This is a genomic window from Microbacterium sp. JZ37, from assembly GCF_035188445.1.
GTDB classification, from domain to species: domain Bacteria; phylum Actinomycetota; class Actinomycetes; order Actinomycetales; family Microbacteriaceae; genus Microbacterium; species Microbacterium barkeri.
Genome location: NZ_CP045253.1, coordinates 3,060,768 through 3,086,037, shown reverse-complemented (window position 1 = coordinate 3,086,037; position 25,270 = coordinate 3,060,768). Strand labels below are relative to the sequence as shown.

The window sequence follows — 25,270 nt, the reverse complement described above, 5'->3', positions numbered from 1 at the left end:
CGCATGGGCGGATCAGGGGGCACAGGTACCCTGGAAGTCCGTGACCGCGCGCCGCCACGCTCCCTGCGGCCCGCGGCGAGGCGAGCATCAGGGGGAGGCCGACCGCGGATGAAGGCATGGACCCGTCTGCGCGCACGCCGCAAGACCCTCATCGGCACGGCGGTCGTCACGGCCGCGACGCTCGCGATCGGCACGATGGCGTTCGCCTACGACGGCAACCCGACGACCGAGGTCGACCTGCATGACGGGAGCGTGTGGATCACGCGCTCGTCCAGCCTCCTCGTCGGCCACTTCAACCACGAGTCGCGCCTCCTCGACGGGAGCCTCCGGACGACGAGCGAGCGCTACGACATCCGGCAGGACGGCGGCAACGTCCTCGTCGTCGACGAGGCGGATGCGGCGGTCGCCGTCGTGAACCCCTCGACCGTCTCGCTCGGCGATCGCGTCGAGCTCCCCGGCAACGCGCGGGTCGAGCTCGGCGGCGACACGGTCGCGATCCTCGACCCGGAGTCGGGCGACCTCTTCGTCGCGCCGGTCGCGGCCCTCGGCGGGTTCGACCCGGCGGAGGCCGAGCCGGTGGCCGAGCTCGGCGAGGGAGCGGCGGTCACGGTCGGGCTCGATGGCACCGTGCACGCCGTCTCGCCGAAGAAGGGCATCGTGACAGTTCCCGTCACGGCGGAGGGCGAGCCCGGCGAGCCCGAGGCGCGGGAGCTGGACCTCGAGAAGGGCGCCGAGCTCTCGATCACGTCGGTCGGCGACCGGGCGGTCGTGCTCGATCGGTCGACGGGCGTCGTGCACCTCGACGACGGCACCGAGATCGAGGTCCCGGGAGGGAAGGAGGCGGCGCTCGCCCTCGACGCCGCCGCGGCGTCGAGCGTCACGGCCGCGACCGCCTCCGAGCTCGTCACGATCCCTCTCGACGGCTCCGAGATCGTCTCCGCCCCGAGCGGCGCGGGCCCCGGCGACCCGGTCGAGCCCGTCGTCCTCGGCGGATGCGCGTACGCGGCCTGGGCGGGCGCCGGCCAGTTCCTGCGGGACTGCGCGGGCGATGCGCACGACCTCTCCACCGCGGTGCAGGACTACGACTCCGATGGCGAGCTCGTCTTCCGCGTGAACCGCGACGTCGTCATGCTCAACGACTCCGTGAGCGGCGCCGCATGGCTCGCGAGCGACTCGATGCTCCGCGTCGACAACTGGGACGAGCTCACTCCGCCCGACGACGGCGACGAGGAGCAGGAGGAGGAGACGACCGAGGAGACGCTCGAGACGACGCTGCCCGAGCGGAGCGAGGAGAACACCGTCCCGATCGCGGCAGACGACCGGTTCGGCGTCCGCGCGGGGCGCACGACGATCATCCCCGTGCTCGACAACGACTCCGATCCCGACGGCGACGTCCTCACCGTCTCCCTGCCCGACGGGAGCCCCGACTTCGCGGACGTCCAGCTCATCCACAACGGGACGTCGCTGCAGGTCGCGGTGCCCGAGGGGCGCACGGGCTCGGGCAGCTTCACGTACCAGGTCGACGACGGCCGCGAAGGGCGGGACCGCGCGACCGTGCGCATCGACGTGCATCCGGAATCGCAGAACGCGGGGCCGGAGCAGACGCGCACGCCGACCGTCGCGGTCGAGACCGGCGGCACCGTCACCTACGACGTCATGCCCGACTGGCGCGACGACGACGGCGACGACACCTATCTCGTCGACGTCTTCCCCGCCGAGGGCGACGAGGCGGACTTCACCTCGGATGGGCGCATCACCTACCGTGCGATCTCCGGCGCACAGGGGCCGCTCGAGGTCGAGGTGGTCGTCTCGGACGGGAGGCTCGCGCAATCGGGCACGCTCAAGCTCGACGTGCGGCCGGCCGGCTCCGCCCCGCCCGTGACGAACGCCGACCACGTCGTCGTGCGACTGGGACAGCAGGCGACCGTCTCCCCGCTCGCGAACGACATCTCCGCGAGCATCGACCCGCTGCGGCTGACGCGCGTCGACGAGGAGGAGGGGCTCATCATCACCCCCGACTTCTCCGACAAGACCTTCACGGTGGAGGGGACGCGCGTGGGCACGAGATACGTGCAGTACCTCGCGGCCTCGGGGGCTGACGGCGTGCCCGGTCTCGTCCGGGTCGACGTCGTCGCCGACGAGGGCAGCGATCTGCCGCCCGTCGCGGTGCGCGATCTCGCCCTCCTCCCGGCGGGCGGCGAGGTGCTCGCCGGCGTGCTCGACAACGACTCCGACCCCGCCGGCGGCGTCCTCGTCGTGCAGTCCGTGTCGGTGCCCGAGGACGCGGGCATCTCCGTCTCGGTGCTCGGCCACGAGACGCTCCGCATCGCGGACCGTGCCCAGCTCGCTGAGCAGACCACGGTGACATACCGGCTGTCGAACGGGAAGGAGAGCGTCGAGGGCGAGGTCGTGATCATCCCCGTCCCTGCCGACGAGAAGCTCCGGCCTCCCGTCGCGAACGACGACGAGGTGGTCGTCCGCGCGAACGATCTCGTCACCATCCCGGTCCTCGACAACGACTACCACCCGAACGACGACGAGATCCACGTCGCCCCCGAGCTCGTGGAGGCGCCGTCGGCCGAGGCCGGGCAGATGTTCGTGTCGGAGGACACCGTGCGCTTCCGCGCGAGCGATGTCGCTCAGACGGTGTACGCGACCTACGACGTCGTCGACTCGACCGGGCAGAAGGACGCCGGCCTCATCACGATCCAGGTGCTGCCCGTCGACGCCGAGACGAACGCGCCGCCGAACCCGCCCGACGTGACCGTGCGCGCCCTCGCCGGCGAGACCGCGAACATCCCGATCCCGCTGAACGGAATCGATCCCGACGGAGACTCGGTCGAGCTCGTCGAGCCCGCGTCCGCCGCGAAGAGGGGGACGATCGACGAGGTTGCGGTCGACCATCTCGTCTACCGCGCCTACGACGACGCCGCGGGGCTCGACACCTTCACGTATCGCGTGCGCGACGCGCTCGGCGCCGAGGCGATCGGGACCATCCGCGTGGGCGTGGCGCCCGCGGAGTCCGCGAACCAGGCGCCGTACGCCGTGACCGACTCGCTCCATGTGCGTCCGGGGCGCGTCGTCGCCGTCCCCGTCCTCGCCAACGACTCCGATCCCGAGGGCAAGCAGCTGCTCGTCGTCCCCGACGGGCTCGTGGTCCCCGACGTCGACGGGCTCGAGGCGGAGACCCTGCCCGGCCTCGTCGAGATCACGGCGCCCGGCCGCGAGATGGAGACCTCGGTCCAGTACACGATCGAGGACGAGCACGGCGCACGCGCGCAGGGCGTGATCCAGGTGACCGTCGACGACGAGGTGCCGCTGCAGGCTCCCGTCGCGAAGGACGCTCATGTGCTCCCGGCCGACATCCAGGACGACTTCACCGCCGACGTCGATCTGCGCGAGCGGCTCTCGGATCCCGACGGCACGCCGAGCACCCTCGAGCTGACGGCGGACGGCGGCGAGCTCGTCGACCCCGAGGCCGGCGTCCTCCGGGTGTCGATCGGGGAGGAGCGGCAGCTCATCCCCTTCACCGCGACCGACGAGGACGGCCTGACCGCGACGGCGTACGTGCACGTCCCCGCGAGAGCCGACCTCCGCCCCGTCCGCACGAGCACCGAGCCCGTCGTCGTCCAGAGCGGCGAGACGGTCGAGATCGCCCTCGCGGATCACGTGCGCTCGGCGACCGGCGACCCGGTGGTCATCACCGAGGCGGCGAAGGTGCAGGCGGGCAACAGCGACGGCTCGCCGCTCGTGCGCGACCAGCAGACCCTCGTCTACACCTCGGCGTACCGCTGGTCGGGCGATGACGCCATCACGTTCGAGGTCACCGACGGGACGTCGCCGGACGACCCCAGCGGCACCAAGGCGACGCTGTCCATCCCGATCCACGTGCTCCCACCCGAGAACGAGCCGCCCGAGTTCGTCGACAGCGAGCTGACGGTGGGGGCCGGCGACGGCCCCGCCACGCTCGACCTCGCGCCGCTCGCGAGCGACATCGACGAGGACGACCTGACCTTCGCGGTCGCCGCCACCGCGGACGCCGGCGACATCGCCGTCTCGATCGACGGCACCGTCCTCACCGCGGAGGCCCAGCCCGACAGCGCGGGCACGGAGCGCACCGTCAGCGTGACCGTGTCGGACGGCGTCAACGAGCCCGTCCGCGGCGAGGTGCGCGTGGCCGTGACGGCATCGAGCAAGCCGCTGCCGGTCGCGAACGACGACGTCTTCGACGCATGGAACCAGGGCGAGACGCTCACGGTGCCCGTCCTGGACAACGACGTGAACCCGTTCCCCGAGACCCCGCTCGAGCTGCTCTCGGCGACCCTCGAGACCGGCGAGGCCGAGGTCGCGGCCGAGGGCGACCAGCTCGTCGTGACGCCGGCGGCGGACTTCCACGGGACCGTCGTCGTCCGCTACCGCATCGCCGACGCCACGGGGGATCAGTCGCGGATGGTCGAGGGCCGCGTGCGCGTCACCGTGCGCGGCGTGCCGGATGCGCCCGGCAAGCCCACGGTCTCGAGCGTGCAGGACCGCAAGGTCGCGCTCAGCTGGACGCCGCCGTCGGACAACGGCGCGACGATCGCCGAGTACGTCGTCACGAGCGTCGCGGGCGATTACGAGAAGCGCTGCGCCGCGACGACGTGCACGCTCGACGGGCTCACGAACAACGTCGAGTACCGGTTCACGGTCGTCGCCGTGAACGAGGTCGGCGCATCCGAGCCCTCGCTGCCCAGCCAGCCCGCGCGCCCCGATGCGCGCCCCGACCAGCCGCAGGCTCCCAAGCTGCCGTCGTTCGGCGATCGCGCCCTCGGGGTCACCTGGGAGACGCCGGAGACCCCCGGCTCGCCGGTCTCGAGCTTCACGCTCGAGATCTCGCCCGCGCCGCCCAACGGGATCTCGCAGAAGACCGGCGTCACGGGCAACAAGATCACCTGGGAGGGCCTCGAGAACGGCACCGCCTACCGGGTGCGGGTGCGCGCGCACAACCAGGCGCCCGACCCGTCGAGCTGGAGCGCCTGGTCGGCGGCCAACATCCCGGCGGCGCCTCCGGCCGTCCCCGCGCAGCCGTCCGCGCAGATGGCGGCGCCGGTCGGCGATCAGGCGCAGATGACCGTCTCCTGGACGAAGCCGGCGACGAACGGCGATGAGATCGACGCCTATCAGCTGCAGGTGCTCCGGGGCGGCGAGCTCGTGCACACGGTGGACGTCCCCGGCGACCAGACGACGCAGAACGTGACGCTCGACACGTCCGAGACGGACTACCGCTTCCGCGTGCAGGCGAAGAACAAGGCCGGCTGGAGCGGCTGGAGCACGGAGTCCGAGCCGCGACGGGCGTACACCGCGCCCGATGCGCCCACGAACGTGAAGGCCGCGCCCCACGACAACAGCATCTCCGTGAGCTGGACGCCGGCCGCGCGCAACGGTATCAAGGAGAGCGAGATCAGCTGGCAGTACTCGCTCAACGGCGGCGCGTGGAGCAGCCAGTGGTCGGGTGCCGCGGATCCGGCCGGATCGACGATCGCCCAGGGCATCTCGAACGGCGCGTCGTACACCGTCAGCATCCGCGCGGTCTACGCGGCCACCCTGGGCACCGGCAACGGCACGGTGGCGAGCCAGGGCTCGGCGCCGTCGAACGCCGTCGTCCCGTTCGGACCCGTCCGGAACCCCACGGTCGACGCCCAGCGCACGGGCGACGGTCGCGAGATCACCTACTCGTGGGCCGCTCCGCAGCCGAACGGGCGCGACGTCGCGATGCAGATCCGCATCGACGGCGGCGCGTGGCAGGACGTCGCCCTCACCGGCTCGACGAGCGCCCGGTACGGCTACTCGACGACGCACACGATCGAAGCCCGCGCGACGGACACCGAGGGGCAGCAGAGCGCGATCGTCTCGGCGCAGGCGACCACCGTGCCCGAGGCGAAGGCGTGGACGACGCAGGGGCCTGACCGCAGCGCCAAGGACGAGAAGAACTGCGACACGGACAACTGCGAGTACCTCGTCCTCAACACGGAGAACTTCCCCGAGGGCGACTACCGCGCGACCTGCAACGACGCTGACGGCGCGTTCCGCGACGTGGGCGTCATCCACATCCCCGCCAACGGCTCCATCTACGTCGGGAAGAACCCGCACTGCTACTTCGGTACGCCCGGCGACACGGTCTACGTCCACATCGAGGGCTGGGGCAACGCGCAGTCCGTCGTCTGGCGCTGACCGCCGACCTGAGAAGAGAGAACACGCATGACGATGACGCCCGAGCAGGCATCCTGGTTCGAGGGGACCTTCGCGCGCCTCGTCGACAACGTCGACCGCGCCCTCATGGGCAAGCGCGACGTCGTCGGGCTCGTGCTCTCGGCGATGCTCGCCGAGGGCCACGTGCTGCTCGAGGACGCACCCGGAACCGGCAAGACGAGCCTCGCGAAGGCGCTCGCGGCGACCGTGCAGGGCACCTCGAACCGCATCCAGTTCACCCCCGACCTCCTGCCGAGCGACGTCACCGGTGTGACGATCTACGACCAGCAGAGCCACCGCTTCGAGTTCCACCGCGGGCCCGTGTTCGCGTCGATCGTGCTCGCGGACGAGATCAACCGCGCCTCTCCCAAGACGCAGTCCGCGCTCCTCGAGGTCATGGAGGAGTCGCGCGTCACGGTCGACGGCGTCGCGCACGACGTGGGCCGCCCCTTCCTCGTGATCGCGACGCAGAACCCCATCGAGCAGGCGGGCACGTACAAGCTGCCCGAGGCGCAGCTCGACCGCTTCCTCATCAAGACCTCGATCGGGTACCCGACGGTCGAGGTGACCGAGCGCATCCTCGCGGGCTCCGCCGACCGCAACCCCTCCGCGGGGCTCACCCCGATCATCACGACGGGCGCCGTGGCCGACATGGCCGACCTCGCGGCGACCGCGCACGTCGAGCCCAGCGTGCTGCGCTACGCCGCCGAGCTCGCGGAGGCGACCAGGGACGACTCCGACACGATGCTCGGCGTCTCGGTGCGCGGCGCCATCGCGATGGTGCGCCTCGCCAAGGTGCGTGCGGCGTCGCTCGGGCGCCACTACGTCCTCCCCGACGACATCAAGGCGCTCACCGGCCCGGTCTGGACCCACCGCCTCGTGCTCGACCCGGAGGCGGAGTTCTCGGGCGCGACCGCGGAGCGCGTGATCGCACGCGTCGTGTCGCAGGTGCCGGCGCCGCAGGTGCGATGAGCACGGAGGCGCCCGAGGCGGCCGAGGCCGAGCAGGCGGAGGAGCGGGCAGGCTGGGCCGCGGTCCTCCGCTACGTCCTCGCGCGCGGATGGCGAGGCGTCCGCGTCGTCGCGGCCGTCGTCCGTCCGCTCGGCTGGGTCCTCCTCGTCGCCGCCGTCGCGCTGTGGGTCGTCGGCATCGCCTTCGGGTGGGTCGAGGTGCGCGCGATCGCCGCCATCCTCACCGCGACCCTCGTGCTCTGCGCGGGCTTCCTCTTCGGGCGCACGTCGTACGACGTCGAGCTCGACCTCACGCGCACGCGCGTCGTCGTCGGCGAGCGCGCAGTCGGCGCGCTCCGGCTCGCGAACACCGGCAGCCGCGCCATCCTCCCCTCCCGGATCGTCCTGCCGGTCGGATCGGGGCGCGGCGTCTTCGGCATCCCGCAGCTCGCGCCGGAGGAGTCGATCGAGGAGCTGTTCGCGATCCCGACCCAGCGCCGCGCCGTGCTGCCGGTCGGGCCCGTGAGCATCGTGCGGGGAGATCCGCTCGGGCTGTACGAGCGGATCGACCGCCGCGACGAGCCCGTCGACCTGTACGTCCACCCGCGCACGGTGAGACTGGATGGGCAGTCGATCGGCTTCGTGCGGGATCTCGAGGGCATGGAGACGCGCGACCTCGCGCGCGACGACATCGCCTTCCACGCGCTCTCGGAGTACCAGCCCGGCGACGACCTCCGTCACGTGCACTGGCGCTCGACCGCGCGCACGGGCACGCTCATGATGCGCACGTACGAGCAGACCCGCCGCTCGCACTTCGTCATCGGCCTGTCGACCGCGACCGCCGACTACGCGTCGCCCGAGGAGTTCGAGACCGCGATCTCGGCGGGCGGCTCGCTGGGCCTGCGCGCCATCCGCGACGCCTTCCACGTGGATGTGCGGACGCCGGCCGGTCCGCTTCGCGCCGGCACCGGTCGCCAGCTGCTCGACTCGCTCTCGGGCGTCGAGCACAGTCGTGCGCGGGCGGGGAGGGTGGCCGACCTCGCCGGCGCGGTCGCCGCGGCGGCTCCGCTCGCGAGCGTCGTCGTGCTCCTGTGCGGCAGCACGGCTGACCCCGCCGACCTCCGCGACGCCGCCTCGCGCCTGCCGCTCGGCGCACGCACGCTCATCGTCGTGGCCGCCGCCGACGCGGATACCGGGCGCCGGCGCATCGGCGAGACCGACGTGCTCACCCTCGCGACGGTCGACGACCTGCCGCGCGCGCTGCGGAAGGTGCTCGGATGAGCGCGCGCGACGGCGGGCGCCTCGGCGGATGGCGCGGCGACGCGATCGACCTGGGCGCGGTCGCGCTGCTCCTGCTCGTCCCCGTGATCGGCTTCGCGCCGACCTTCGACGGACCGCAGTACCTGATCCCCGCCCTCGCCGGCCTCGTGCTGGGGCTCGGGATCGCCTGGACGGGGGCCATCCGGCGGTGGAGCGTCCTCCTGCTCGCGGCGGCCGCCGTGGGCGTGTACTTCGTGCTCGGCGGGGCGCTCGCGCTGCCGCACACGGCGATCGGCGGGGTGATCCCGACCATCGACACGCTCCGCCAGCTGGCGGCGGGCGTCGTGACGTCGTGGAAGTCGCTGCTCACCTCGATCGCGCCGGTCGCGGCCGCCGACGGGCACCTCATCGTGCCGCTCCTCCTCTCGCTCGCCTTCGCGACGCTCGCGGGGAGCCTCGCTCTGCGCGTCGTCCCGGCGGCCTGGACGCTCGTGCCCGCCGCGGCGCTGCTCGTGCTCCAGATCGCCCTCGGGACGGCGCAGCCCGCCGCGCCGTTCGTGCAGGCTGCGGTGTTCGCCGTCGTCGCGGTCGCCTGGCTCGCGCTGCGGACGGCGCTCGCGCCGCAGCGGAGCGCGGTCGCGACGGCCGAGTCGCCACAGGCTGACGGGGGTCGCTCGAGCGTCGTGCGCCGGGTTGTGTCGGGCGCGGTCGTCCTCGCGATCGCGGCGGGCGCGGGCGCGGTCTCGCTCGCCCTCGCGCCCGCGAACGAGACCCGCTACGTGCTGCGCGAGGTGATCATCCCGCCGTTCGACATCCGCGAGTACCCGAGCCCGCTGCAGTCGTTCCGGCTCTACGTGCGCGACTTCGACGAGGACGCCCTGTTCACGGTCCGGGGCCTGCCGAGCGGGGCCCGCCTGCGACTCGCGACGATGGACGCCTACTCGGGAGTGGTCTACGACGTCGCCGACTCGTCGAGCGACTTCACCCCCATCCGCTCGAACATGGCGCAGGGGGCCGCGGGGGAGGCCGCGCGCCTCACGGTCGAGGTCGGCGGCTACGAGGGGGTCTGGGTTCCGGCCGCCGGCGCGGTGCGCAGCCTCGCGTTCGACGGCGACCGCGGAGAGAGCCTGCGCCGCAGCGCGTACTACAACGCCGACACGGGCACCGCGGTCGTCCGCGACGGGCTCCGCGAGGGCGATCGGTACACCGCCGATGTCGTCATCCCGCCGACGTCGGCCGACGAGGCGCTCGCCGACGACGGCTTCGCGGACGTCGACCTGCCGCGGCCCGTCGACGTTCCCGGCGACGTCGCCGAGCTCGCCGCCGACGCGGTCGCGGAGGCGCGCACGCCGATCGAGAAGGCGCGCGCCCTCACGTCGTTCCTCTCGGAGGGCGGCTTCTTCAGCCACGGTCTCGAGGGCGAGGTCCCCTCCCGCGCGGGGCACGGGTCGCAGCGCATCGCGAGCCTGCTCGGCGCCGAGCAGATGGTCGGCGACGACGAGCAGTACGCGGTCGCGATGGCGCTCATGGCACGGGAGCTCGGCATCCCGGCGCGCGTCGTGCTGGGCTTCCACCCCGGCGAGGACGAGACGGCGGAGAACCCGTACGTCGTCACGGGCGACGACGTGCACGCGTGGGTCGAGATCGCCTTCGAGGACGCCGGATGGGTCGCCTTCGATCCCACACCGCCCGAGGACCAGCAGCCGAACGACCAGACGACCCGGCCGAAGAGCGCACCCAAGCCGCAGGTGCTGCAGCCGCCTCCGCCTCCGCAGGAGCCGGTCGAGCTCCCGCCGCTCGTGCCCGACGATCGGAAGGCGGATGAGGACGCCGAGCCCGAGGACGGCGCTCTCGGCCTGATCCTCCTCGTGGGCGGGGCCGGCGTCTCCGTCCTCCTCCTGCTGCTCGCGCCCTTCGTCGTGATCGGCGCCGTGAAGGCCGCCCGCCGTCGCCGACGGCGCGCGGCCGAGCGCGCGGCCGACCGCGTCAGCGGGGGCTGGGATGAGCTGCGCGATCGCGCCGTCGACTACCGCGCCTACCCGCTCGACGGCGCGTCGGCCGGAGGAACGCGCTCGGAGGAGGCCGCCGTGCTCGTCGCGACGCTCGAGGACGCCCGCGTGACCGACCTCGCCGCGCGCGCGGACGCCGGCGTCTTCGGGCCGGGCGAGCCCGACCCCGAATTCGTCGCGGCGTTCTGGAGCGAGGTCGACACCCTGGTGGACGGGATGGGCGAGAAGGCGACATTCTGGAGTCGCCTCCGCGCCCGACTGAGCCTGCGCTCGCTGCGGCGCAGGACCGGATCGTCGTGGATCCGGAGGCTGCGCGCCGCCGCGGCCGATCGACGGAAGGATGGCTGACATGACCGCGTCGAATCCCCACCGCGCACCGCTGCCGCCTGGGTACGGGCTGCCGGCCGCTGCGCCCGAGCCGCGCCCTGCTCCGCTCGGCCGGCGCGCCGGCGCCTACATCGTCGACATGCTCATCGTCGGCGCGGTGATGTCCGTGCTCTCGGGCGTCACGGTGTGGGTCGCGATGAACGGCCCGCTGTGGCTCACGCTGACGCTCTCCGCGGTCGTCGGCCTGCTCGCGATCGGCTGGGTCCTCCTCTACAGCTGGTGGCAGGGCACCCGTCGCGGAACGCCGGGCATGCGCGCCCTGCGCGTGCGGCTCGTCCGCGACGACGACGGCGCGCCCCTCGGGTTCGGCCGCGCCTTCCTGCGCAACGTGATCTGGGGCCTCGGCGCCGCTATCGTCGTCGGCTACTTCTCGCCCCTCTTCGACGGCTCCCCGTGGCACCGCGGCTGGCACGATCGGGTCGCCGGATCGCGGATGGCCGACGCCCGCTCCGCGCGCGACGCTGCTCCGCTGCACCAGGCGAGCGCGCCTGCGGCCCCCGTCGCGCCCGCGGCGCCGGTGCCGCCGATGCCCGCCGCCGTGCCGCCGCGTCCGCCGGCTCCGCCCGCCGCCGCCCCCGCCGCGCCTGCCGCCGCCCCGGCCATCCCGCCGCGGCCGCCGATGCCCCCCGCACCTCCCGCGGCTCCGCCCGCACCCCCGCGCGTGGGGGGCGGTTCCGCTCCAGTGGCTCCTCCTGCGCCCGCGACGCCGCCCCCGCCACCACGCTCGGAGCCGAGCGCCCCTCTCGGCGTGATCGCGTACGTTCCCGGCATCACGCAGGACCCGCCGGCGCCCGCCCCGGCTCCGGCGGAGGCCCCCGCGCCGGCCCCCGCGTCCGCCCCGGCCCCGGCGGAGGCCCCGGCGCCCGCCCCGGCGGACGAGGTCTCCGACGACACGATCGTGCCGGGAGGCGACGCGCACGACGGGTACGACCCCCTTCTCGATGACACGATCGTCGTGCGTCGCGAGCCGCCGCGGCCGACCGCGACGCTCGTGTGGGACGACGGCGCCGTGCACACGGTCGACGGCTTCACGCTCTTCGGCCGGAACCCCGCGGGGGAGGGGGAGACCGTCGCCGTGCGCGACGAGAGCCTCTCGCTGTCGAAGACGCACTTCGCGCTCGACGTCGACGGCGACGGCGCGTGGATCACCGACCGCCACTCGACGAACGGCGTCGTCATCGTGCGCGGCGGCGACCGCATCGACGTCGTGCCCGGAGAGCGCACGCCGCTCGTCGAGGGCGACGTGCTCGAGATGGGCGACCGGACGGCGACCTACGGGGCGCCCGCATGACCGCGCCGATCACGGTCGCGGTCGGCGCCGCGACGGACACCGGCCGGCGCCGGGCGATCAACGAGGACGCGCTGCTCGCGTCCGCCCCGGTGTTCCTCGTCGCAGACGGGATGGGCGGGCACGACGCGGGCGAGGTGGCATCGCGGATGGCGGTGGCCGCGTTCGCGGACCTCGTCGGGCGCGATCACCTCACGGTCGACGAGGTGCGCGAGGCCGTCGAGGCCGCCCGTCGGCGCATCGACGCGTTCTCGTCATCCCGCGAGACGGGCGCGGGGACGACCCTGTCGGGGGTCGTCATCGTCGACGTGCGCGGAGCGGGCTACTGGCTCGCGCTCAACATCGGCGACTCGCGCACCTACCGGCTCGCGGGCGACCGCCTCGAGCAGATCAGCGTCGACCACTCGCTCGTGCAGGAGCTCGTCGACTCGGGGCGCCTCGCTGAGGCCGACGCCGAGCACGACCCGCGCCGCAACGTCATCACGCGCGCCCTGGGGGCCGGCAGCAGCGAGCGGGTGGACTTCTGGATGCTCCCGGCGAGCCGCGGCGACCGCCTGCTCATCTGCTCGGATGGCCTGCCGCGCGAGGTCGGGCGCGACCAGATCGCGGCCATCCTGAGCGCCGAGGACGACCCGCAGACCGCAGCCAGCCGACTGGTCGAGGCGGCCGTCGCGCGCGGCGGCCGCGACAACGTCTCGGTGATCGTCGTCGACGCCGTGCACGTGGCGTGGCACGACGGAGACACCGGCACCCGCGACATCGACGCCGACACGCGGCCGCGCGAGCCGGTGGGGGGTCGCCGGGCATGACCGCGGGCGATCAGCGCGAGGCAGCAGCCGACACGATCGCCCCGACGGGAGATGGGCTCGGCGACCACGACGGCGCGACGATCTCGGCCGCCGACCTCCGGGGCCTGCGCGGGGACCACGACGGCACGACCATCCCGCGCGGCGCGCGCTCGGCCGCTCCCACGCGGACGGCACGCGCCCGCATCCGCCTCTCGAGCGGCGAGGTCGTCGCGCTCGATCGTCCGATCGTGATCGGGCGCCGTCCGCGCGCGACCCGGTCGACCGGCGCCGAGCTGCCGCACCTCATCTCGGTCGAGAGCCCGTCGCTCGACATCTCGCGCAGTCATGTCGAGGTCATCCCCGACGCCGACAGCGTCGTCGTCGTCGACCTCCACTCGACCAACGGCACGACGCTCCTGCGCGGAGGGGAGGAGCCCGTGCAGCTCCACCCGGGCGAGCACACGGTCGTCGTGACGGGCGACGTCGTCGATCTCGGCGACGGCGTCTCCTTCGCGTTCGAGGACCTGCCGTGAACCAGCGCCGCCCGCCCGCACCGCCGCCGCGCATCCCGGGCTTCCAGTGCATCGAGCTGCTCGGATCGGGCGGCTTCGCCGACGTGTACCGGTACGAGCAGGAGCTCCCGCGTCGCCAGGTCGCGATCAAGGTCCTCCTGCCCGATCGGATGGGCGGAACCGCCGGCCAGTTCACCGCCGAGGCGAACACGATGGCGATGCTCTCGAGCCATCCCGCGATCGTCACGATCCTGCAGGCCGGCGTCTCGGACGACGGCCGGCCCTACCTCGTCATGGAGTACTGCCCGGGCGCGAACCTGCAGGTGCGGTACCGTCGCGAGCCGTTCTCGGTCGCGGAGGCGCTGCGCGTGGGCATCCCGATCGCCGCGGCCGTCGAGACCGCGCACCGCGCGGGTGTGCTCCACCGCGACATCAAGCCCGCGAACATCCTCGTGACCGAGTACGGGCGGCCCGCGCTCACCGACTTCGGCATCGCCGCGACCGCGCACGGGCCGACCGAGACGACCGGCATGTCGATCCCGTGGTCGCCGCCCGAGTCGTTCGGCGACGTCGCGCGCAGCGGCCCGCGCTCCGACGTGTACCAGCTCGGCGCGACCGTCTACACGCTGCTCGCGGGCCGCTCGCCGTTCGAGGTCGCGGGCCAGAGCAACGCGAGCGCCGACCTCATCGACCGGATCGAGCGGATGCCGCTGCCGCCGCTCGATCGGCCGGACGTGCCGGAGGCGCTCCAGAGCGTGCTCGAGCGCGCGATGGCCAAGGATCCGGCCGACCGCCACACGAGCGCGCTGGCCTTCGCGCGCGCTCTGCAGAAGGTGCAGATCGAGCTCGCGCACGCGGTCACGCCGATCGACATCATCGACGAGGGCGCCAGGGGCGACCGCGACGAGGACGAGGACGGCGGCCTCACGCGCGTCCGCGCCGTCATGAGCATCGCCCCCGACGCCGCCGACGTGGCGACGTCGCCGCGCCCGGCGTCGGCAGAGACCATCCGCCGGGGCGCGCAGGACGAGGCGACCGTCGTGCGCGGGGCCCGCAGCATCCATCCCGACGACGCCACGGTCATCCGCCCTCCCGTGCCCGCGTCGGCTCCCGAGTCGACCATCCCGCGGCGCGAGATCGCGGCCGAGGCGCCGCGACGGGGCCGGTGGGGATGGTGGGTGTCAGTCGGCGTGATCGCGCTCGCCGCGGTCGCCGTCATCGGCTTCGGGCTGCCCGCGCTGCTCGCCGAGCCCGACCCGGAGGACACGCCGGCGCAGACGGTCGCGCCGCAGGACCCGATCGTCGCCGTCCCGTCCGTCGCCGACCTCCAGGGCGCCGTGGAGGGCGATGAGGTCGTGTTCACCTGGACGAACCCCGAGCCGGAGGAGGGCGACAGCTACCTCTGGACCATCGCGAGCGTCGCCGGCGAGCCGGACTACGAGCGGACCGTCGAGCCGACGGTGACCGTGCCGGTCGCGGAGGGCGAGACGTGCGTCGAGGTGGTGCTCCGCCGCGCGAGCGGGACGAGCTCCGAGCCCGCCGTCGCGTGCGTCGGCGGCTGACCGGCGCGCCGGGGGTGGGCATCCGCACTGCGGGCACGGCACAATGGACGTGGAGGAGCACCATGAGCCACGCAGACACCGCCGAGACCGAGATCCATCAGGCTTCGGAGTGCCCGAAGTGCTTCGTCGAGCTCCAGCGGGACGGCGGATGGTGGCAGGCGCGTCCTGCGGGATCGCGTCTCGTGGGCCTCGTCGTGCAGCGCGACGACATGCCGTCGGTGATCCAGCAGCGCGAGGACCTCACGCGCTTCGGCGTGCCGATCGAGGGCTTCCGGCACCCTGCGCCCGACATCCTCGAATCATGGGAGGAGCGCCTGCAGCGCCTCTTCTCGCGCCTGAAGTCGGGCGATGTCGTCGTCGTCGCGAGCGTGCACGCGCTGGGCCGCGACGCGGCGGAGGAGGTGCGCACGATCGCCGAGCTCTCGCGCCGCGGCGTCGTCGTGAAGGTGCTCGGGCACGGCCAGAAGCACCTCCACGACGCCTGATCGCGCGAGGGCCTCAGATGAGGGCGAGCTCCTTGAGCTTCGCCTCGACGTCGGCGTTCGACGGCTCGACGTGGTGGGTCGCGTCGGGGTAGACCACGACCGGGATGTTCGTGCGTCCCGAGATCTCCTTGGCGACCTCGGCGGCCGCGGGCTCGGCCTCGAGGTCGACGTACGTGTACGCGACGCCGAGCTCATCGAGCTGCGCCTTGGTGCGGCGGCAGTCGCGGCACCACTCGGCGCCGAACATGGTGATCTCGTTGGTGGCGGAAGTCGTCATGCCTTCCAGGTTACGCGCGCTGCGGGGCGCGGGATCCGCGCGATCGTAGGCTGAGGGGATGGGTGCGCTCGAGGACGCGGCGGAGGCCGCGGATGACGTGATCGACGAGCTGGCGGGGGCGCCGGAGGACGGCCGCATCTCGCGCTTCACATGGCAGGGCGCGACCCTCGTCGCGGAGGAGCGCGGAGCGGGCGAGCCCGTCTTCCTCCTCGTGCACGGGATCGGCATGGGCCGCCGCGTCTTCGCCGACGTCGCCGTCCACCTCGCCGAGCGCGGGCGGGCGATCGCGATCGACCAGCCCGGATACGGGGAGGCGCCCGAGCCGCCGCGGACGCCGTCGATCGAGCGCGTCGCCGACCTCGTCGCGGCGTTCATCCGCGATCGCCGTCTCGAGCGCCCGGTCCTCATCGGGCACTCGATGGGCACGCAGGTCGTCGCCGAGATCGCGGCCCGCCACCCGGATCTCGCGGGGCCGGTCGTCCTCGTCGCCCCGACCGTCGACTCCGAGGCGCGCCGCGCCGTCCCCCAGCTGCTGCGTCTGGGGCGCGATCTCCTCGGCGAGAGCCTCAAGGTGCTCGTCCTCGGTGCGAGGGAGTACCTGCGGGCGGGCCCGAACCTGCGGCGCAAGATGAAGGCGATGCTGTCGCATCGCCCCGAGGACGCGTACGAGCGGATCCGCTCGCGCACGCTCGTCGTGCGGGGCGCGAACGACGTCGTCTGCCCGCCCGTGTGGGTGCGCCGCGTCGCGGAGCTCGTGCCCGACGCGACCTCGATCGAGATCCCCGGCCACGGGCACGAGACGATGATCCGCGACGGCGCCCCCGCGGCCGAGCGCATCCTGGCGTGGCTCGACCGCGGGTGACGCGTCGGATCAGGCCGTCGCGGCGTCGAGGACGATGACTGCCCACGACATCGGCGGCAGGGTGGCGCGCACGGCGCCGTCGGCGATGCCCGCGTCGCGCAGGGGGACGAGCCCCACGCGGTCCTGATCGTCGGCGACGTTCGCGGAGCGCCGGTCGCCGCCCTCGGGCACGGTCAGCACCTCGGCCGAGCGGATGGCCGTGGCTGCGAGCCCGCGCAGGTCGACCGTGACGTCGCCGGCCTCCTCGAGCGAGCGGTTCGCGACGAACAGCGCGATCGTCCCGCTCGCCTCGTCCCACGTCGCGGCCGCGTCGATCGCGTCGACGTCGCCGAACTTGCGCGTGCTCGTCTGCGACGAGTCGACCGCGAGCCGCAGGATCCGCCCCTGCGCGAGACGCGCCATCCGCGCGAACGGCCAGAAGATCGACTGGCGCCACGCGGGCCCGCCCTCCTCCGAGCGGATCGGCGCGATGACGTTGACGAGCTGGGCCTGGTTGGCGATGCGCACGCGGTCGCCGTGGCGCAGCAGGCTGTGCAGCAGGGTGCCGACGACGACGGCGTCGGCGACGTCGTACGTGTCCTCGATGAGGCGCGGGTGCTCGCGCCATCCCGCCGCCTCGATCTCGCGCGCCTCGTGGTCGTTGTACCGGTCCTGGTCCCAGACGTTCCACTCGTCGAACGAGATGTCGACCTGCTTGCGGTGCTTGCCCGCGGCCTTCACGGCGTCGATCGTCGCGATCACGCCGTCGATGAACGCGTCCATGTCGACGCCCTCGGCCAGGAACGACGCGGCGTCGCCGTCGCGCTCCTGGTAGTACGCGTGCATCGAGATGTAGTCGACCTCCTCGTACGCGTGCGTGAGCACGGTGTGCTCCCACGTGCCGAAGGTCGGCATCTGCCGGTTCGACGATCCCACCGCGACGAGCTCGATCGTCGGGTCGACCAGGCGCATCGCCTTCGCCGTCTCCTGCGCGAGGCGGCCGTACTCGTGCGCGGTCTTGTGGCCGATCTGCCACGGCCCGTCGAGCTCGTTGCCGAGGCACCACAGGCGGATGTCGAACGGGTCGGCTGCGCCGTTGCGGCGGCGCAGGTCCGACCAGTAGGTGCCGCCGGGGTGGTTCGCGTACTCGACGAGCGCGCGCGCCTCCTCGACCCCGCGCGTGCCGAGGTTCACGGCCTCCATGACCTCGACGCCCGCCTCGTCCGCCCACTCGACGAACTCGTGCAGGCCGAAGGCGTTGGTCTCGATCGTGTGCCATGCGCCGTCCAGCCGGCGCGGGCGCTGGTCGACCGGCCCGACGCCGTCCTCCCACAGGTAGCCCGAGACGAAGTTGCCTCCGGGGTAGCGGACGACGGTCGGCCCCAGCTCCTTCACGAGCTGCAGCACGTCGCGCCGGAAGCCCCGCTCGTCGGCCTGCGGGTGGCCGGGCTCGAAGATGCCGGTGTAGACGCAGCGTCCCATGTGCTCGACGAACGATCCGAAGAGCCGGCGCGGCACGTCGGCGATCGTGAAGTCGCGGTCGATGGTGATGCGGGCGCGGGTCATTTCTCTCCTGGTTCCGGGTGTCACTGGCCGCCGAAGCCGGTGGTCGCGACGCCCTTGACGATCTGCTTCTGGAAGATGAGGAACACGATGATGAGCGGCAGCGCGGCGAGCACGGCCTGGGCCATCACCTGCGCGTACTGCACGCCGTAGGCGCTGATGACGGTCTGCAGGCCGACCGGCAGCGTCATGAGCGTCGTGTCGTTGATGACGAGGAACGGCCAGAGGAAGTTGTTCCACGCGCCGATGAACACGAAGATCGCGACCGACGCGAGGATGGGCCGCGACAGCGGGAGCACGATCGACCAGAACACGCGGAAGCGGCTCGCGCCGTCCACGCGGGCGGCGTCCTCGAGCTCGATCGGCACGGCGTCGAAGAACTGCTTGAGGATGAACACCATCGCCGGGGCGACGACCTGCGGCAGGATGAGGCCCCAGTGCGTGTCGATCATGTTGAAGGCGAGCATCTCGTAGAACAGCGGGATGATGAGCGCCTGCGGTGGCACGACGATCGCGGCGATGACGGCCACGTAGAGCCAGCGCCGCCCGGTGAAGTCGAGCCGCGAGAACGCGTAGGCGGCCATCGCGGAGATCGCGAGCGTGATGGCCGTCACGGCGGCCGACGTCCAGAGGCTGTTGAAGGCCCAGATCCACACGTTGCCCTGCGAGAGGATGGCCGTGAACGCGTCGGTCGTGGGGCCGCTCGGCCCGATCCACGAGGGGTCGCCCGACGCGGCGTCGGTCTCGGTCTTGAACGCGGTCGCGACCGCCCACAGGAACGGCAGCAGCCATCCGATCGCGAGGAGCAGGAGCACCGCGAACGCGACGATCCGCAGCGGGCCGAACCGCCGGGCCCCGGGCTTGCGCTCGGCGCGGCGCGCGGTGGAGGGGGTGACGAGGGTCTGCGTGACGGTGGTCATCGCTGCTCCTTCCTGCGCGCGGCGGCGGCACCACGGGACATGATCGCCGCCTGGGCGACGCCGATGATGACGATGAGCGCGAAGAACACGTAGGAGATGGCTGCCGAGTAGCCGAAGCGGTAGCCGACGAAGCCGGCCTCGTACATGTACTGCACGATGGAGCGCGTGGTGTCGCTCGCGACGCCGCCGAGCATCTGGTACGCCTGGTCGAACAGCTTGAGCGACGCGAGGATCTGCAGCATCACGATGAGGACCGTCGCGGGCCCGAGCTGCGGGATCGTGATCGACCAGAGCTGGCGCCACGGCCCCGCGCCGTCGAGCGACGCTGCCTCGTACTGCTGGGCGGGGATGTTCTGGAGGGCCGCGAGGTAGAGCAGGAAGTTGAACCCGACCGTCCACCACACGGTCGCGATGACGATCGCGATCATGTTCGTGTCGGGGTTCTGCAGCCACGCGATGGGGGCGAGCCCGAGCGCCTCGAGGATGTTGTTGGCCGCGCCGATCTGAGGGTTGAAGATCCAGACCCAGATCTGCGAGATGACGGTCGAGGCGAGGAGGAACGGCATGAAGAACGACAGGCGCCACAGCCACTGGCCGGGGATGCCGCGGTCGACGAGCACCGCCATGACGAGCGCGATGACGACGAGCGGAACGGTCGAGAGCACCGTGAACCAGAGGGTGTTCCCGAGCGAGCGCCACATGACGGGGTCGGCGAGGGCCTCGGCGTAGTTCGCGAAGCCGACGAGGTCGCCGCCCGCGCCGGTCAGGGACTGGTTCGTGAAGCTCAGGTAGATGCCGTGGAGGATCGGCCACACGAGGAAGAGCGCGAACGCGATGAGGAACGGCGCGAGGAAGACCCAGCTCACGAGCTGCTCGCTGCGCTGGGCTCCGACGTGACGGCGTCCGCCGCGCTGCGCGCCGCCGGTGACGATCGTGCGGGTGGTGGGAGCTGTGGTCGTCATGACTGCCACGTCCCCTCGGGGTCGGCCGGGTTCGGCTTGGAGAGCATGCTGTCGACGCGCGCCTGGAAGGCCGCGATGGCGGCGGCGGGGTCGCCGCCGCTGAGGAGCACGTCCTGCACGGACGCGCCGAAGTCGCCCTGGAAGTTCGAGCCAGAGCCGGTGAACCACGCGGGCGGGTCGTATGCGACGTTCTCGGCTGCATTCGCGTAGTGCGCCTGGGGGACGAGGTCGGCGTAGTCGGGCGACTCCGTGATCGGCAGGTAGGCCGGGATGTGGCCCGCCCCCGCCCAGTCGAACGAGCCCTTGAGGATGTCGGCGACGAACCGGTAGGTGAGGTCGCGCTTGACGGGGTCGGGGCTCGTCTGGTGCGGCAGCACGAACGAGTGCGAGTCGGCGTACACGGAGTCGGTGCCGTAGAGCGTGGGGATGGTCGTCGCGTCGAACGGGATGCCCGCGTTCTGCATGGTCCGCAGCTCCCACACGCCCGTGAGGAACATGCCGCTGCGGCCCGTCGCGAACTCGGCGACGGCCGACTGGTAGTCGTTCTGCGGGGCGGCGATCTCGCCGTCCAGCAGGCTCTGCATGAGCGTGAGCGACTCGACGGCCGCGTCCTGGTCGAGCACGCTCTTCCCGCCCTCGGGCAGCTCCATCGCGAGCCCGTGCTGCGTGTAGAGGGTGTAGAAGAGGCGCCACATCTGAGCGCCGTCGCCGAGGTACCCGTACGAGAGGCCGTGGCTCTCCGACGATCCGGCCACTGCCCGCGTGAGCTCGAGGAACTCCTCGGGCGACGACGTCGGCAGGAGCCGCCCGTCGCTGTCGAGCACGCCGGCGGCGTCGCAGATGTCGGTGTTGAACATGAGGATGAACGGGTGCGCGTCGAGCGCGACGCTGTAGAGCTCGCCGCCCGCGAAGCCCTTCTCCCAGATCGGCGCGGGGAAGGTGCTCTCGTCGACGCCGAGCTCGGCGAGCCGGTCGACGTCCCACGGGTCGAGCAGGCCGCCCGGCGCGTAGCCCGCCACGCGCGTGGCGTGCATGACCGCGACCTCGGGTGCGCGCCCGCCCGTCGCCGCCATGGCGAGCTTGGTGTAGTACGGCGAACCCCACGCGAGGACGGTGGGGCGGATGCGGTACTCCTCCTGCGCGGCGTTGACGCCGTCGAGGAGGCCCGACATCGTCACGCCGTCGCCGCCGGAGAGCAGGTGCCAGAACTGCAGCTGCTGCGCGCCGCGGGCGGCGCTCGCCGGGGTGCAGCCGGCGATGAGCGCCGTCCCCGCGAGAGCCGCGGCGCCCGCGAAGAGCTGGCGCCGCGTGATGTGGACCGGTGGTGATGCCATCGCCACTCCTTCGTGACCGTCTGACAGAGACGACGCCATCATTACATCGATGTAATGGATGCGCAAGAGGCGTGCGGAGGCGAGCCGCTCACGAGCGGTCGGTGCTCGCGCGGACGATGAGCTCATGAGCGACCTGCACGGCGCGCGGCGCCTGCGACCGGTCGGACATCCGGCTCTCGAGCAGCGTGACGGCCTCCCGCGCGAAGGCGCCTCGGTCGAAGCGGATGGTCGTCAGAGCGGGGGTCGCGAAGCGCGCGGGCTCGACGTCGTCGAACCCCGCGACGAGCACGTCGTCGGGGACGCGGAGCCCGTGCGCGTGCAGGGCGTGCAGCGCGCCGATCGCGATCGAGTCGGTGAACGCGACGACGGCGTCGAACGGGGTCCCGCGCGCGACGAGCTCGTCGATGCCGGCCGCGCCCGCCGCCATCGTCCAGGGGAAGCGGTTGACCTCGAGCGCGGGATCGAGGGGGATCCCCGCGTCGGCGAGCGCCTTGCGGTAGCCGGCGAGCCGCAGCCGGCTCGTGGCGGTCGCGATCTCCGACGCGTCGTCGCCCCCGACGGCCGCGATCCGGCGCGCGCCGCGCTCGAGGAGGTGGCGGGTGATCTCGCGCGAGGCCGCGAGGCTGTCGACGAACACGCGGTCGGTGACGTGCTGCTCGACCTCGCCGATGAGCACGACGGGTGGCAGGTGATCGGCGTGCTCGACCGCGCTGTCCTCGAGGCGGATCGGGTTGAGGATGAGCCCGTCGATGAGGTGCGCGCGGGCGCGCGAGATGAGCTCGTACTCGCGGCCGGGCTCGGCGGCCGTCTCCTCGATCTGCACCGCGAAGCCGCGCTCGTGGGCGACGTCGAGGATGCTGTCGAGCAGCTCGGCCGAGAACGCGGTCGCGAGATCCGGCAGCGCGACCGCGATCGTGCCCGAGCGGCCATTGCGGAGGCCGCGCGCACTGAGGTTGGGCACGAAGTCGAGCTCGGCCATCGCCCTCTCGACCCGCTCGGTCGTCTCGGGGCGGACGAAGACCGTGCCCGTCACGACGTTGGAGACGGTCTTCGGCGACACTCCGGCGAGCGCCGCCACGTCCTTCATGGTGGCCCGCATCGCCCTCCTCGCCATCCGCTCAGAATAGACGCCCCCCTGTGCGTGTCTCACTCGGCGCGGGAATGCCGCCGGCATTCCCGCGCCGAGTGAGACACGCAGGGGAGAGAGGGCGGGATCAGCCGGTGTTCTGCAGACCGGCCGCGACACCCGAGACCGACAGGAGCAGGAGGCGCTGCTGCTCGGGGTCGGCGTTCCCGCCCGCTGGCGTCTCGCGCAGCGCGCGGAGGGCGCGCAGCTGCAGGAGCGAGAGCGCGTCGACGTACGGGCTGCGGAGCTTGACCGCGCGCTGGAGCACGGGCTTGTTCGCGAGGAGCCCGTCGCCGCCCACGATCCGCACGACCCACGAGCGCGTGAGCGCCATCTCGTCCATGACGAGCGCGGCGAGGTCGTCGCGGTCGCCGAGGGCGAGGTACTGGCGGGCGATCCGGTCGTCCGCCTTCGCGAGGCTCATCGCGACGTTGTCGATCATCGTGCGGAAGAGCGGCCACTCGGCGTAGGCGGCCCGCAGCCGCTCCTCGTCGCCGACCGACTCGAGCGCGGTGCCGAGCCCGAACCATCCGGCGAGGTTGATGCGCGCCTGCGTCCACGCGAACACCCACGGGATGGCGCGGAGGTCCTCGAGCGACTCGACCGAGAGCCCGCGGCGGGCCGGGCGCGAGCCGAGCGCGAGCAGCCCGATCTCCTCCATCGGCGTCACGGTGGCGAACCACGGCGCGAAGCCCGGGGCCTTCACGAGGTCGAAGAACCGCGCGCGCGACGTCGTCTCCATGACCTGCGCGATGTCGGCGTACCGCTCGGCGGCCGTGCGGTTGCGGTCCTCGTTCGACGGCGCGCCCGCCGTGAGGATGGCCGCGGCCACCTGGTCGATGTGCCGCATCGCGATGTCGGGGTCGCCGTAGCGGGCGAAGATGACCTCGCCCTGCTCGGTGAGCTTGAAGCGGCCGTCGACCGAGTGCGGCGGCTGCGCGAGGATCGCGCTGTTCGCGGGGCCGCCGCCGCGGCCGAGCGCGCCGCCGCGGCCGTGGAAGAGCGTGAGCTCGATGCGGTTCTCCTGCGCCCACGCGGCGATCGCCGCCTGCGCCTCGTACAGGGCGAGGTTCGCCGCGACGGGGCCGACGTCCTTCGACGAGTCGGAGTAGCCGAGCATGACCTCGAGGCGACGGCCGGTCGCGTCGAGGCGCGACGCGAACTCGGGGTGCTCGACGATCTCGGCGAGGATGCGCGGCGCGGCCTGCAGGTCGGCGAACGTCTCGAAGAGGGGGATGACGTCGAGCACGGGCGCGGGCCCCGCGTCGCCGACCGCGTAGCGCGCGAGGCGGTGCACGTTGGCGAGGTCGTCGGCGGACTGCGTGAACGACACGATGTAGCGGCCGGCCGCGCGCGGCCCGAAGCGCTCCTGGATGAACGCGATCGCGCGGAAGACCTCGAGGACCTCCTCGGTCAGCTCGCTGCGCGGGCCGCCCGCGTCGAGCTCGGCGAGGACCTTCGCGTGCACGGCCGAGTGCTGGCGCACCTCGAGCTCGGCGAGATGGAAGCCGTAGGTCTCCACCTGCCAGATGAGGTGCTGCAGGCTGCCGTACGCCTGACGCGCGGCGCCCGCGTCGGCCAGCGACGTCTGCACGATCCGCAGGTCGGCGAGCAGGTGCTCGGGGTCGCGGTAGGCCAGGTCGGCGTCGCGCGTGCGGGTCGCCGTGATGCGGCGCGCGATGAGGAGGAGGATGCGCCGGTGCGGCTCGTTGGGGGAGCGCTTGGCGATGTCGGCGGCGGCGTCCTCGTCGGCGCTGCGCAGACGCTCCCAGAGCGCGAGCAGCTCGTCGCTCGGCGGCGTGGAGGTCGCGTCGAGCGTGAGCCCGCGGCCCACGCGCTGCGCGGCGCGCTCGAGGCCGAGGAGCACGTGCTCGCTCGCGATCGCGGCGGCCTTGCGGCTCACCTTGGCCGTGACGAACGGGTTGCCGTCGCGGTCGCCGCCGACCCAGCTGCCCACGCGGACGAACGGGCGCACGACGGGCGGCCGGTCGCCGTCGACGCCGCCGTGGATGGCGTCGTCGACGCGGCGGTACATCTCGGGGACGGCCGTGAAGAGCGTGTCGTCGAAGACCGCCATGACCGCGCGCACCTCGTCGGTCGGCGACGGCTTCTCGGGGCGGATGGGCGCGGTGCGCCACAGCGTGTCGATCTCCTCGAGCATGAGGCGCTGCGTGCGCTGCGCGGCCGAGCCGCCCTCGGGCGCGGCGCCCAGCTCGTCGACGAGGGCCGACAGGCGGCGGATGCTCGTCGAGACGGCGCGGCGGCGGGCCTCGGTCGGGTGGGCCGTGAAGACGGGGTGGAAGCGCAGCGCCTGCAGGCGCTCGCGCGCCGCGTCCTCGCCGATCTCGCCGGCGAGCTCGGCGAACGCGCCGGCGATCGTGCCGCGCGGGTCGCGCTCGGGCTGGCCGTCGCGCTCGCGGAGCACGCGCACGCGGTGGTGCTCCTCGGCGAGGTTCACGAGGTGGAAGTAGCACGTGAACGCCCGTGCGACCTCGTCTGCCCGCTGGATCGAGAACGAGTCGGCGATCCGGACGGCGCGGTCGAAGGCCTCGGGGCTGGGGTCCGTGTACGCGTGGATGGTCGCGACGCGCAGGCGCTCGACGTCGTCGAACAGGCCGGCCGAGCCGCTCTCGCGAAGCACCTGGCCGAGGAGGGAGCCCAGCAGGCGCACGTCGGCGCGCATCTGCTCGGGGATCTCCTGCTCCGCTTCCAGTCGCCCGACGGCGTCGAGAACTTCCGTGGGGGTGGGATCGTGCATGCAGACAACGCTAGCGGGCG

Annotated in this window: 17 protein-coding genes; 10 read left to right on the top strand and 7 right to left on the bottom strand. The window is 72.9% G+C overall.

The annotated features are described in order from the left end of the window. The first annotated feature begins 108 nt into the window (after nucleotides 1-108). From GC092_RS14295 to GC092_RS14255, 9 genes are all read left to right on the top strand, one after another. Nucleotides 109-6,210, top strand: a complete 6,102-nt coding sequence (locus tag GC092_RS14295; protein ID WP_324012776.1) for an Ig-like domain-containing protein — start codon at nucleotides 109-111, stop codon at nucleotides 6,208-6,210. A 27-nt stretch (nucleotides 6,211-6,237) separates the two neighbouring features. After that, nucleotides 6,238-7,200 (top strand): AAA family ATPase, encoded by a 963-nt coding sequence (locus tag GC092_RS14290; protein WP_282979370.1) that lies wholly within the window; start codon nucleotides 6,238-6,240, stop codon nucleotides 7,198-7,200. Continuing rightward, entirely contained in the window at nucleotides 7,197-8,459 is a 1,263-nt protein-coding gene (locus tag GC092_RS14285; protein ID WP_324012774.1) for a DUF58 domain-containing protein, read from the top strand. Before GC092_RS14290 ends, GC092_RS14285 begins: the two co-directional genes overlap by 4 nt. Beyond that, nucleotides 8,456-10,795 carry a transglutaminase TgpA family protein gene (locus tag GC092_RS14280; RefSeq protein ID WP_324012773.1) on the top strand — a complete coding sequence of 780 codons (2,340 nt, stop codon included), beginning with the start codon at nucleotides 8,456-8,458 and terminating at the stop codon, nucleotides 10,793-10,795. Before GC092_RS14285 ends, GC092_RS14280 begins: the two co-directional genes overlap by 4 nt. Before the next feature lies 1 nt (nucleotide 10,796). After that, a complete protein-coding gene (locus GC092_RS14275; protein WP_324012771.1) occupies nucleotides 10,797-12,125 on the top strand; it encodes an RDD family protein in 1,329 nt (442 codons plus the stop codon). Then, entirely contained in the window at nucleotides 12,122-12,931 is an 810-nt protein-coding gene (locus GC092_RS14270) for a PP2C family protein-serine/threonine phosphatase (RefSeq protein WP_324012770.1), read from the top strand. Before GC092_RS14275 ends, GC092_RS14270 begins: the two co-directional genes overlap by 4 nt. Beyond that, nucleotides 12,928-13,443, top strand: a complete 516-nt coding sequence (locus GC092_RS14265; protein ID WP_324012769.1) for an FHA domain-containing protein — start codon at nucleotides 12,928-12,930, stop codon at nucleotides 13,441-13,443. The genes GC092_RS14270 and GC092_RS14265 overlap by 4 nt, the downstream gene beginning before the upstream one ends. Then, entirely contained in the window at nucleotides 13,440-14,984 is a 1,545-nt protein-coding gene (locus tag GC092_RS14260) for a serine/threonine-protein kinase (RefSeq protein WP_324012767.1), read from the top strand. Before GC092_RS14265 ends, GC092_RS14260 begins: the two co-directional genes overlap by 4 nt. 62 nt (nucleotides 14,985-15,046) lie before the next feature. Then, nucleotides 15,047-15,469 carry a recombinase family protein gene (locus GC092_RS14255; protein WP_271174722.1) on the top strand — a complete coding sequence of 141 codons (423 nt, stop codon included), beginning with the start codon at nucleotides 15,047-15,049 and terminating at the stop codon, nucleotides 15,467-15,469. 13 nt (nucleotides 15,470-15,482) lie between these two features. Here the strand turns inward: GC092_RS14255 and GC092_RS14250 are convergent, their stop codons facing one another. Beyond that, nucleotides 15,483-15,746: a glutaredoxin family protein gene (locus GC092_RS14250; protein WP_271174721.1), complete on the bottom strand. Its 264-nt coding sequence runs from the start codon at nucleotides 15,744-15,746 to the stop codon at nucleotides 15,483-15,485. Nucleotides 15,747-15,804: 58 nt separating this feature from the next. On the opposite strand from GC092_RS14250, the gene GC092_RS14245 reads away from it, so the two are divergent. After that, nucleotides 15,805-16,608, top strand: coding sequence for an alpha/beta fold hydrolase (locus GC092_RS14245; RefSeq protein ID WP_282980498.1), 804 nt, complete (start codon nucleotides 15,805-15,807; stop codon nucleotides 16,606-16,608). 9 nt (nucleotides 16,609-16,617) lie between these two features. Here the strand turns inward: GC092_RS14245 and GC092_RS14240 are convergent, their stop codons facing one another. The 6 genes from GC092_RS14240 to GC092_RS14215 form a co-directional block, all read right to left on the bottom strand. Further along, the gene (locus GC092_RS14240; RefSeq protein WP_324012762.1) at nucleotides 16,618-18,153 is read right to left on the bottom strand and encodes an arabinosylfuranosidase ArfA; all 1,536 of its coding nucleotides are present in this window, start codon (nucleotides 18,151-18,153) and stop codon (nucleotides 16,618-16,620) included. Between the two features lie 20 nt (nucleotides 18,154-18,173). Further along, entirely contained in the window at nucleotides 18,174-19,070 is an 897-nt protein-coding gene (locus GC092_RS14235; protein WP_271174718.1) for a carbohydrate ABC transporter permease, read from the bottom strand. Next, nucleotides 19,067-20,032 (bottom strand): carbohydrate ABC transporter permease, encoded by a 966-nt coding sequence (locus GC092_RS14230; RefSeq protein WP_324012761.1) that lies wholly within the window; start codon nucleotides 20,030-20,032, stop codon nucleotides 19,067-19,069. The genes GC092_RS14235 and GC092_RS14230 overlap by 4 nt, the downstream gene beginning before the upstream one ends. After that, entirely contained in the window at nucleotides 20,029-21,366 is a 1,338-nt protein-coding gene (locus GC092_RS14225; RefSeq protein WP_271174716.1) for an extracellular solute-binding protein, read from the bottom strand. Before GC092_RS14225 ends, GC092_RS14230 begins: the two co-directional genes overlap by 4 nt. A gap of 88 nt (nucleotides 21,367-21,454) precedes the next feature. Beyond that, a complete protein-coding gene (locus tag GC092_RS14220; protein WP_324012759.1) occupies nucleotides 21,455-22,465 on the bottom strand; it encodes a LacI family DNA-binding transcriptional regulator in 1,011 nt (336 codons plus the stop codon). Between the two features lie 115 nt (nucleotides 22,466-22,580). Beyond that, on the bottom strand, nucleotides 22,581-25,250 hold the full coding sequence (locus GC092_RS14215) for a phosphoenolpyruvate carboxylase (protein ID WP_324012757.1): 2,670 nt from the start codon (nucleotides 25,248-25,250) through the stop codon (nucleotides 22,581-22,583). Nucleotides 25,251-25,270: the final 20 nt, after the last annotated feature.

What these genes read in the sequence shown, in the direction of transcription:
- GC092_RS14295 (WP_324012776.1), top strand. Translation starts at nt 109, where the DNA reads ATGAAGGCATGGACCCGTCTGCGCGCACGCCGCAAGACCCTCATCGGC.
- GC092_RS14290 (WP_282979370.1), top strand. Translation starts at nt 6,238, where the DNA reads ATGACGATGACGCCCGAGCAGGCATCCTGGTTCGAGGGGACCTTCGCG.
- GC092_RS14285 (WP_324012774.1), top strand. Translation starts at nt 7,197, where the DNA reads ATGAGCACGGAGGCGCCCGAGGCGGCCGAGGCCGAGCAGGCGGAGGAG.
- GC092_RS14280 (WP_324012773.1), top strand. Translation starts at nt 8,456, where the DNA reads ATGAGCGCGCGCGACGGCGGGCGCCTCGGCGGATGGCGCGGCGACGCG.
- GC092_RS14275 (WP_324012771.1), top strand. Translation starts at nt 10,797, where the DNA reads ATGACCGCGTCGAATCCCCACCGCGCACCGCTGCCGCCTGGGTACGGG.
- GC092_RS14270 (WP_324012770.1), top strand. Translation starts at nt 12,122, where the DNA reads ATGACCGCGCCGATCACGGTCGCGGTCGGCGCCGCGACGGACACCGGC.
- GC092_RS14265 (WP_324012769.1), top strand. Translation starts at nt 12,928, where the DNA reads ATGACCGCGGGCGATCAGCGCGAGGCAGCAGCCGACACGATCGCCCCG.
- GC092_RS14255 (WP_271174722.1), top strand. Translation starts at nt 15,047, where the DNA reads ATGAGCCACGCAGACACCGCCGAGACCGAGATCCATCAGGCTTCGGAG.
- GC092_RS14250 (WP_271174721.1), bottom strand. Translation starts at nt 15,746, where the DNA reads ATGACGACTTCCGCCACCAACGAGATCACCATGTTCGGCGCCGAGTGG.
- GC092_RS14245 (WP_282980498.1), top strand. Translation starts at nt 15,805, where the DNA reads ATGGGTGCGCTCGAGGACGCGGCGGAGGCCGCGGATGACGTGATCGAC.
- GC092_RS14240 (WP_324012762.1), bottom strand. Translation starts at nt 18,153, where the DNA reads ATGACCCGCGCCCGCATCACCATCGACCGCGACTTCACGATCGCCGAC.
- GC092_RS14235 (WP_271174718.1), bottom strand. Translation starts at nt 19,070, where the DNA reads ATGACCACCGTCACGCAGACCCTCGTCACCCCCTCCACCGCGCGCCGC.
- GC092_RS14230 (WP_324012761.1), bottom strand. Translation starts at nt 20,032, where the DNA reads ATGACGACCACAGCTCCCACCACCCGCACGATCGTCACCGGCGGCGCG.
- GC092_RS14225 (WP_271174716.1), bottom strand. Translation starts at nt 21,366, where the DNA reads ATGGCATCACCACCGGTCCACATCACGCGGCGCCAGCTCTTCGCGGGC.
- GC092_RS14220 (WP_324012759.1), bottom strand. Translation starts at nt 22,465, where the DNA reads ATGCGGGCCACCATGAAGGACGTGGCGGCGCTCGCCGGAGTGTCGCCG.
- GC092_RS14215 (WP_324012757.1), bottom strand. Translation starts at nt 25,250, where the DNA reads ATGCACGATCCCACCCCCACGGAAGTTCTCGACGCCGTCGGGCGACTG.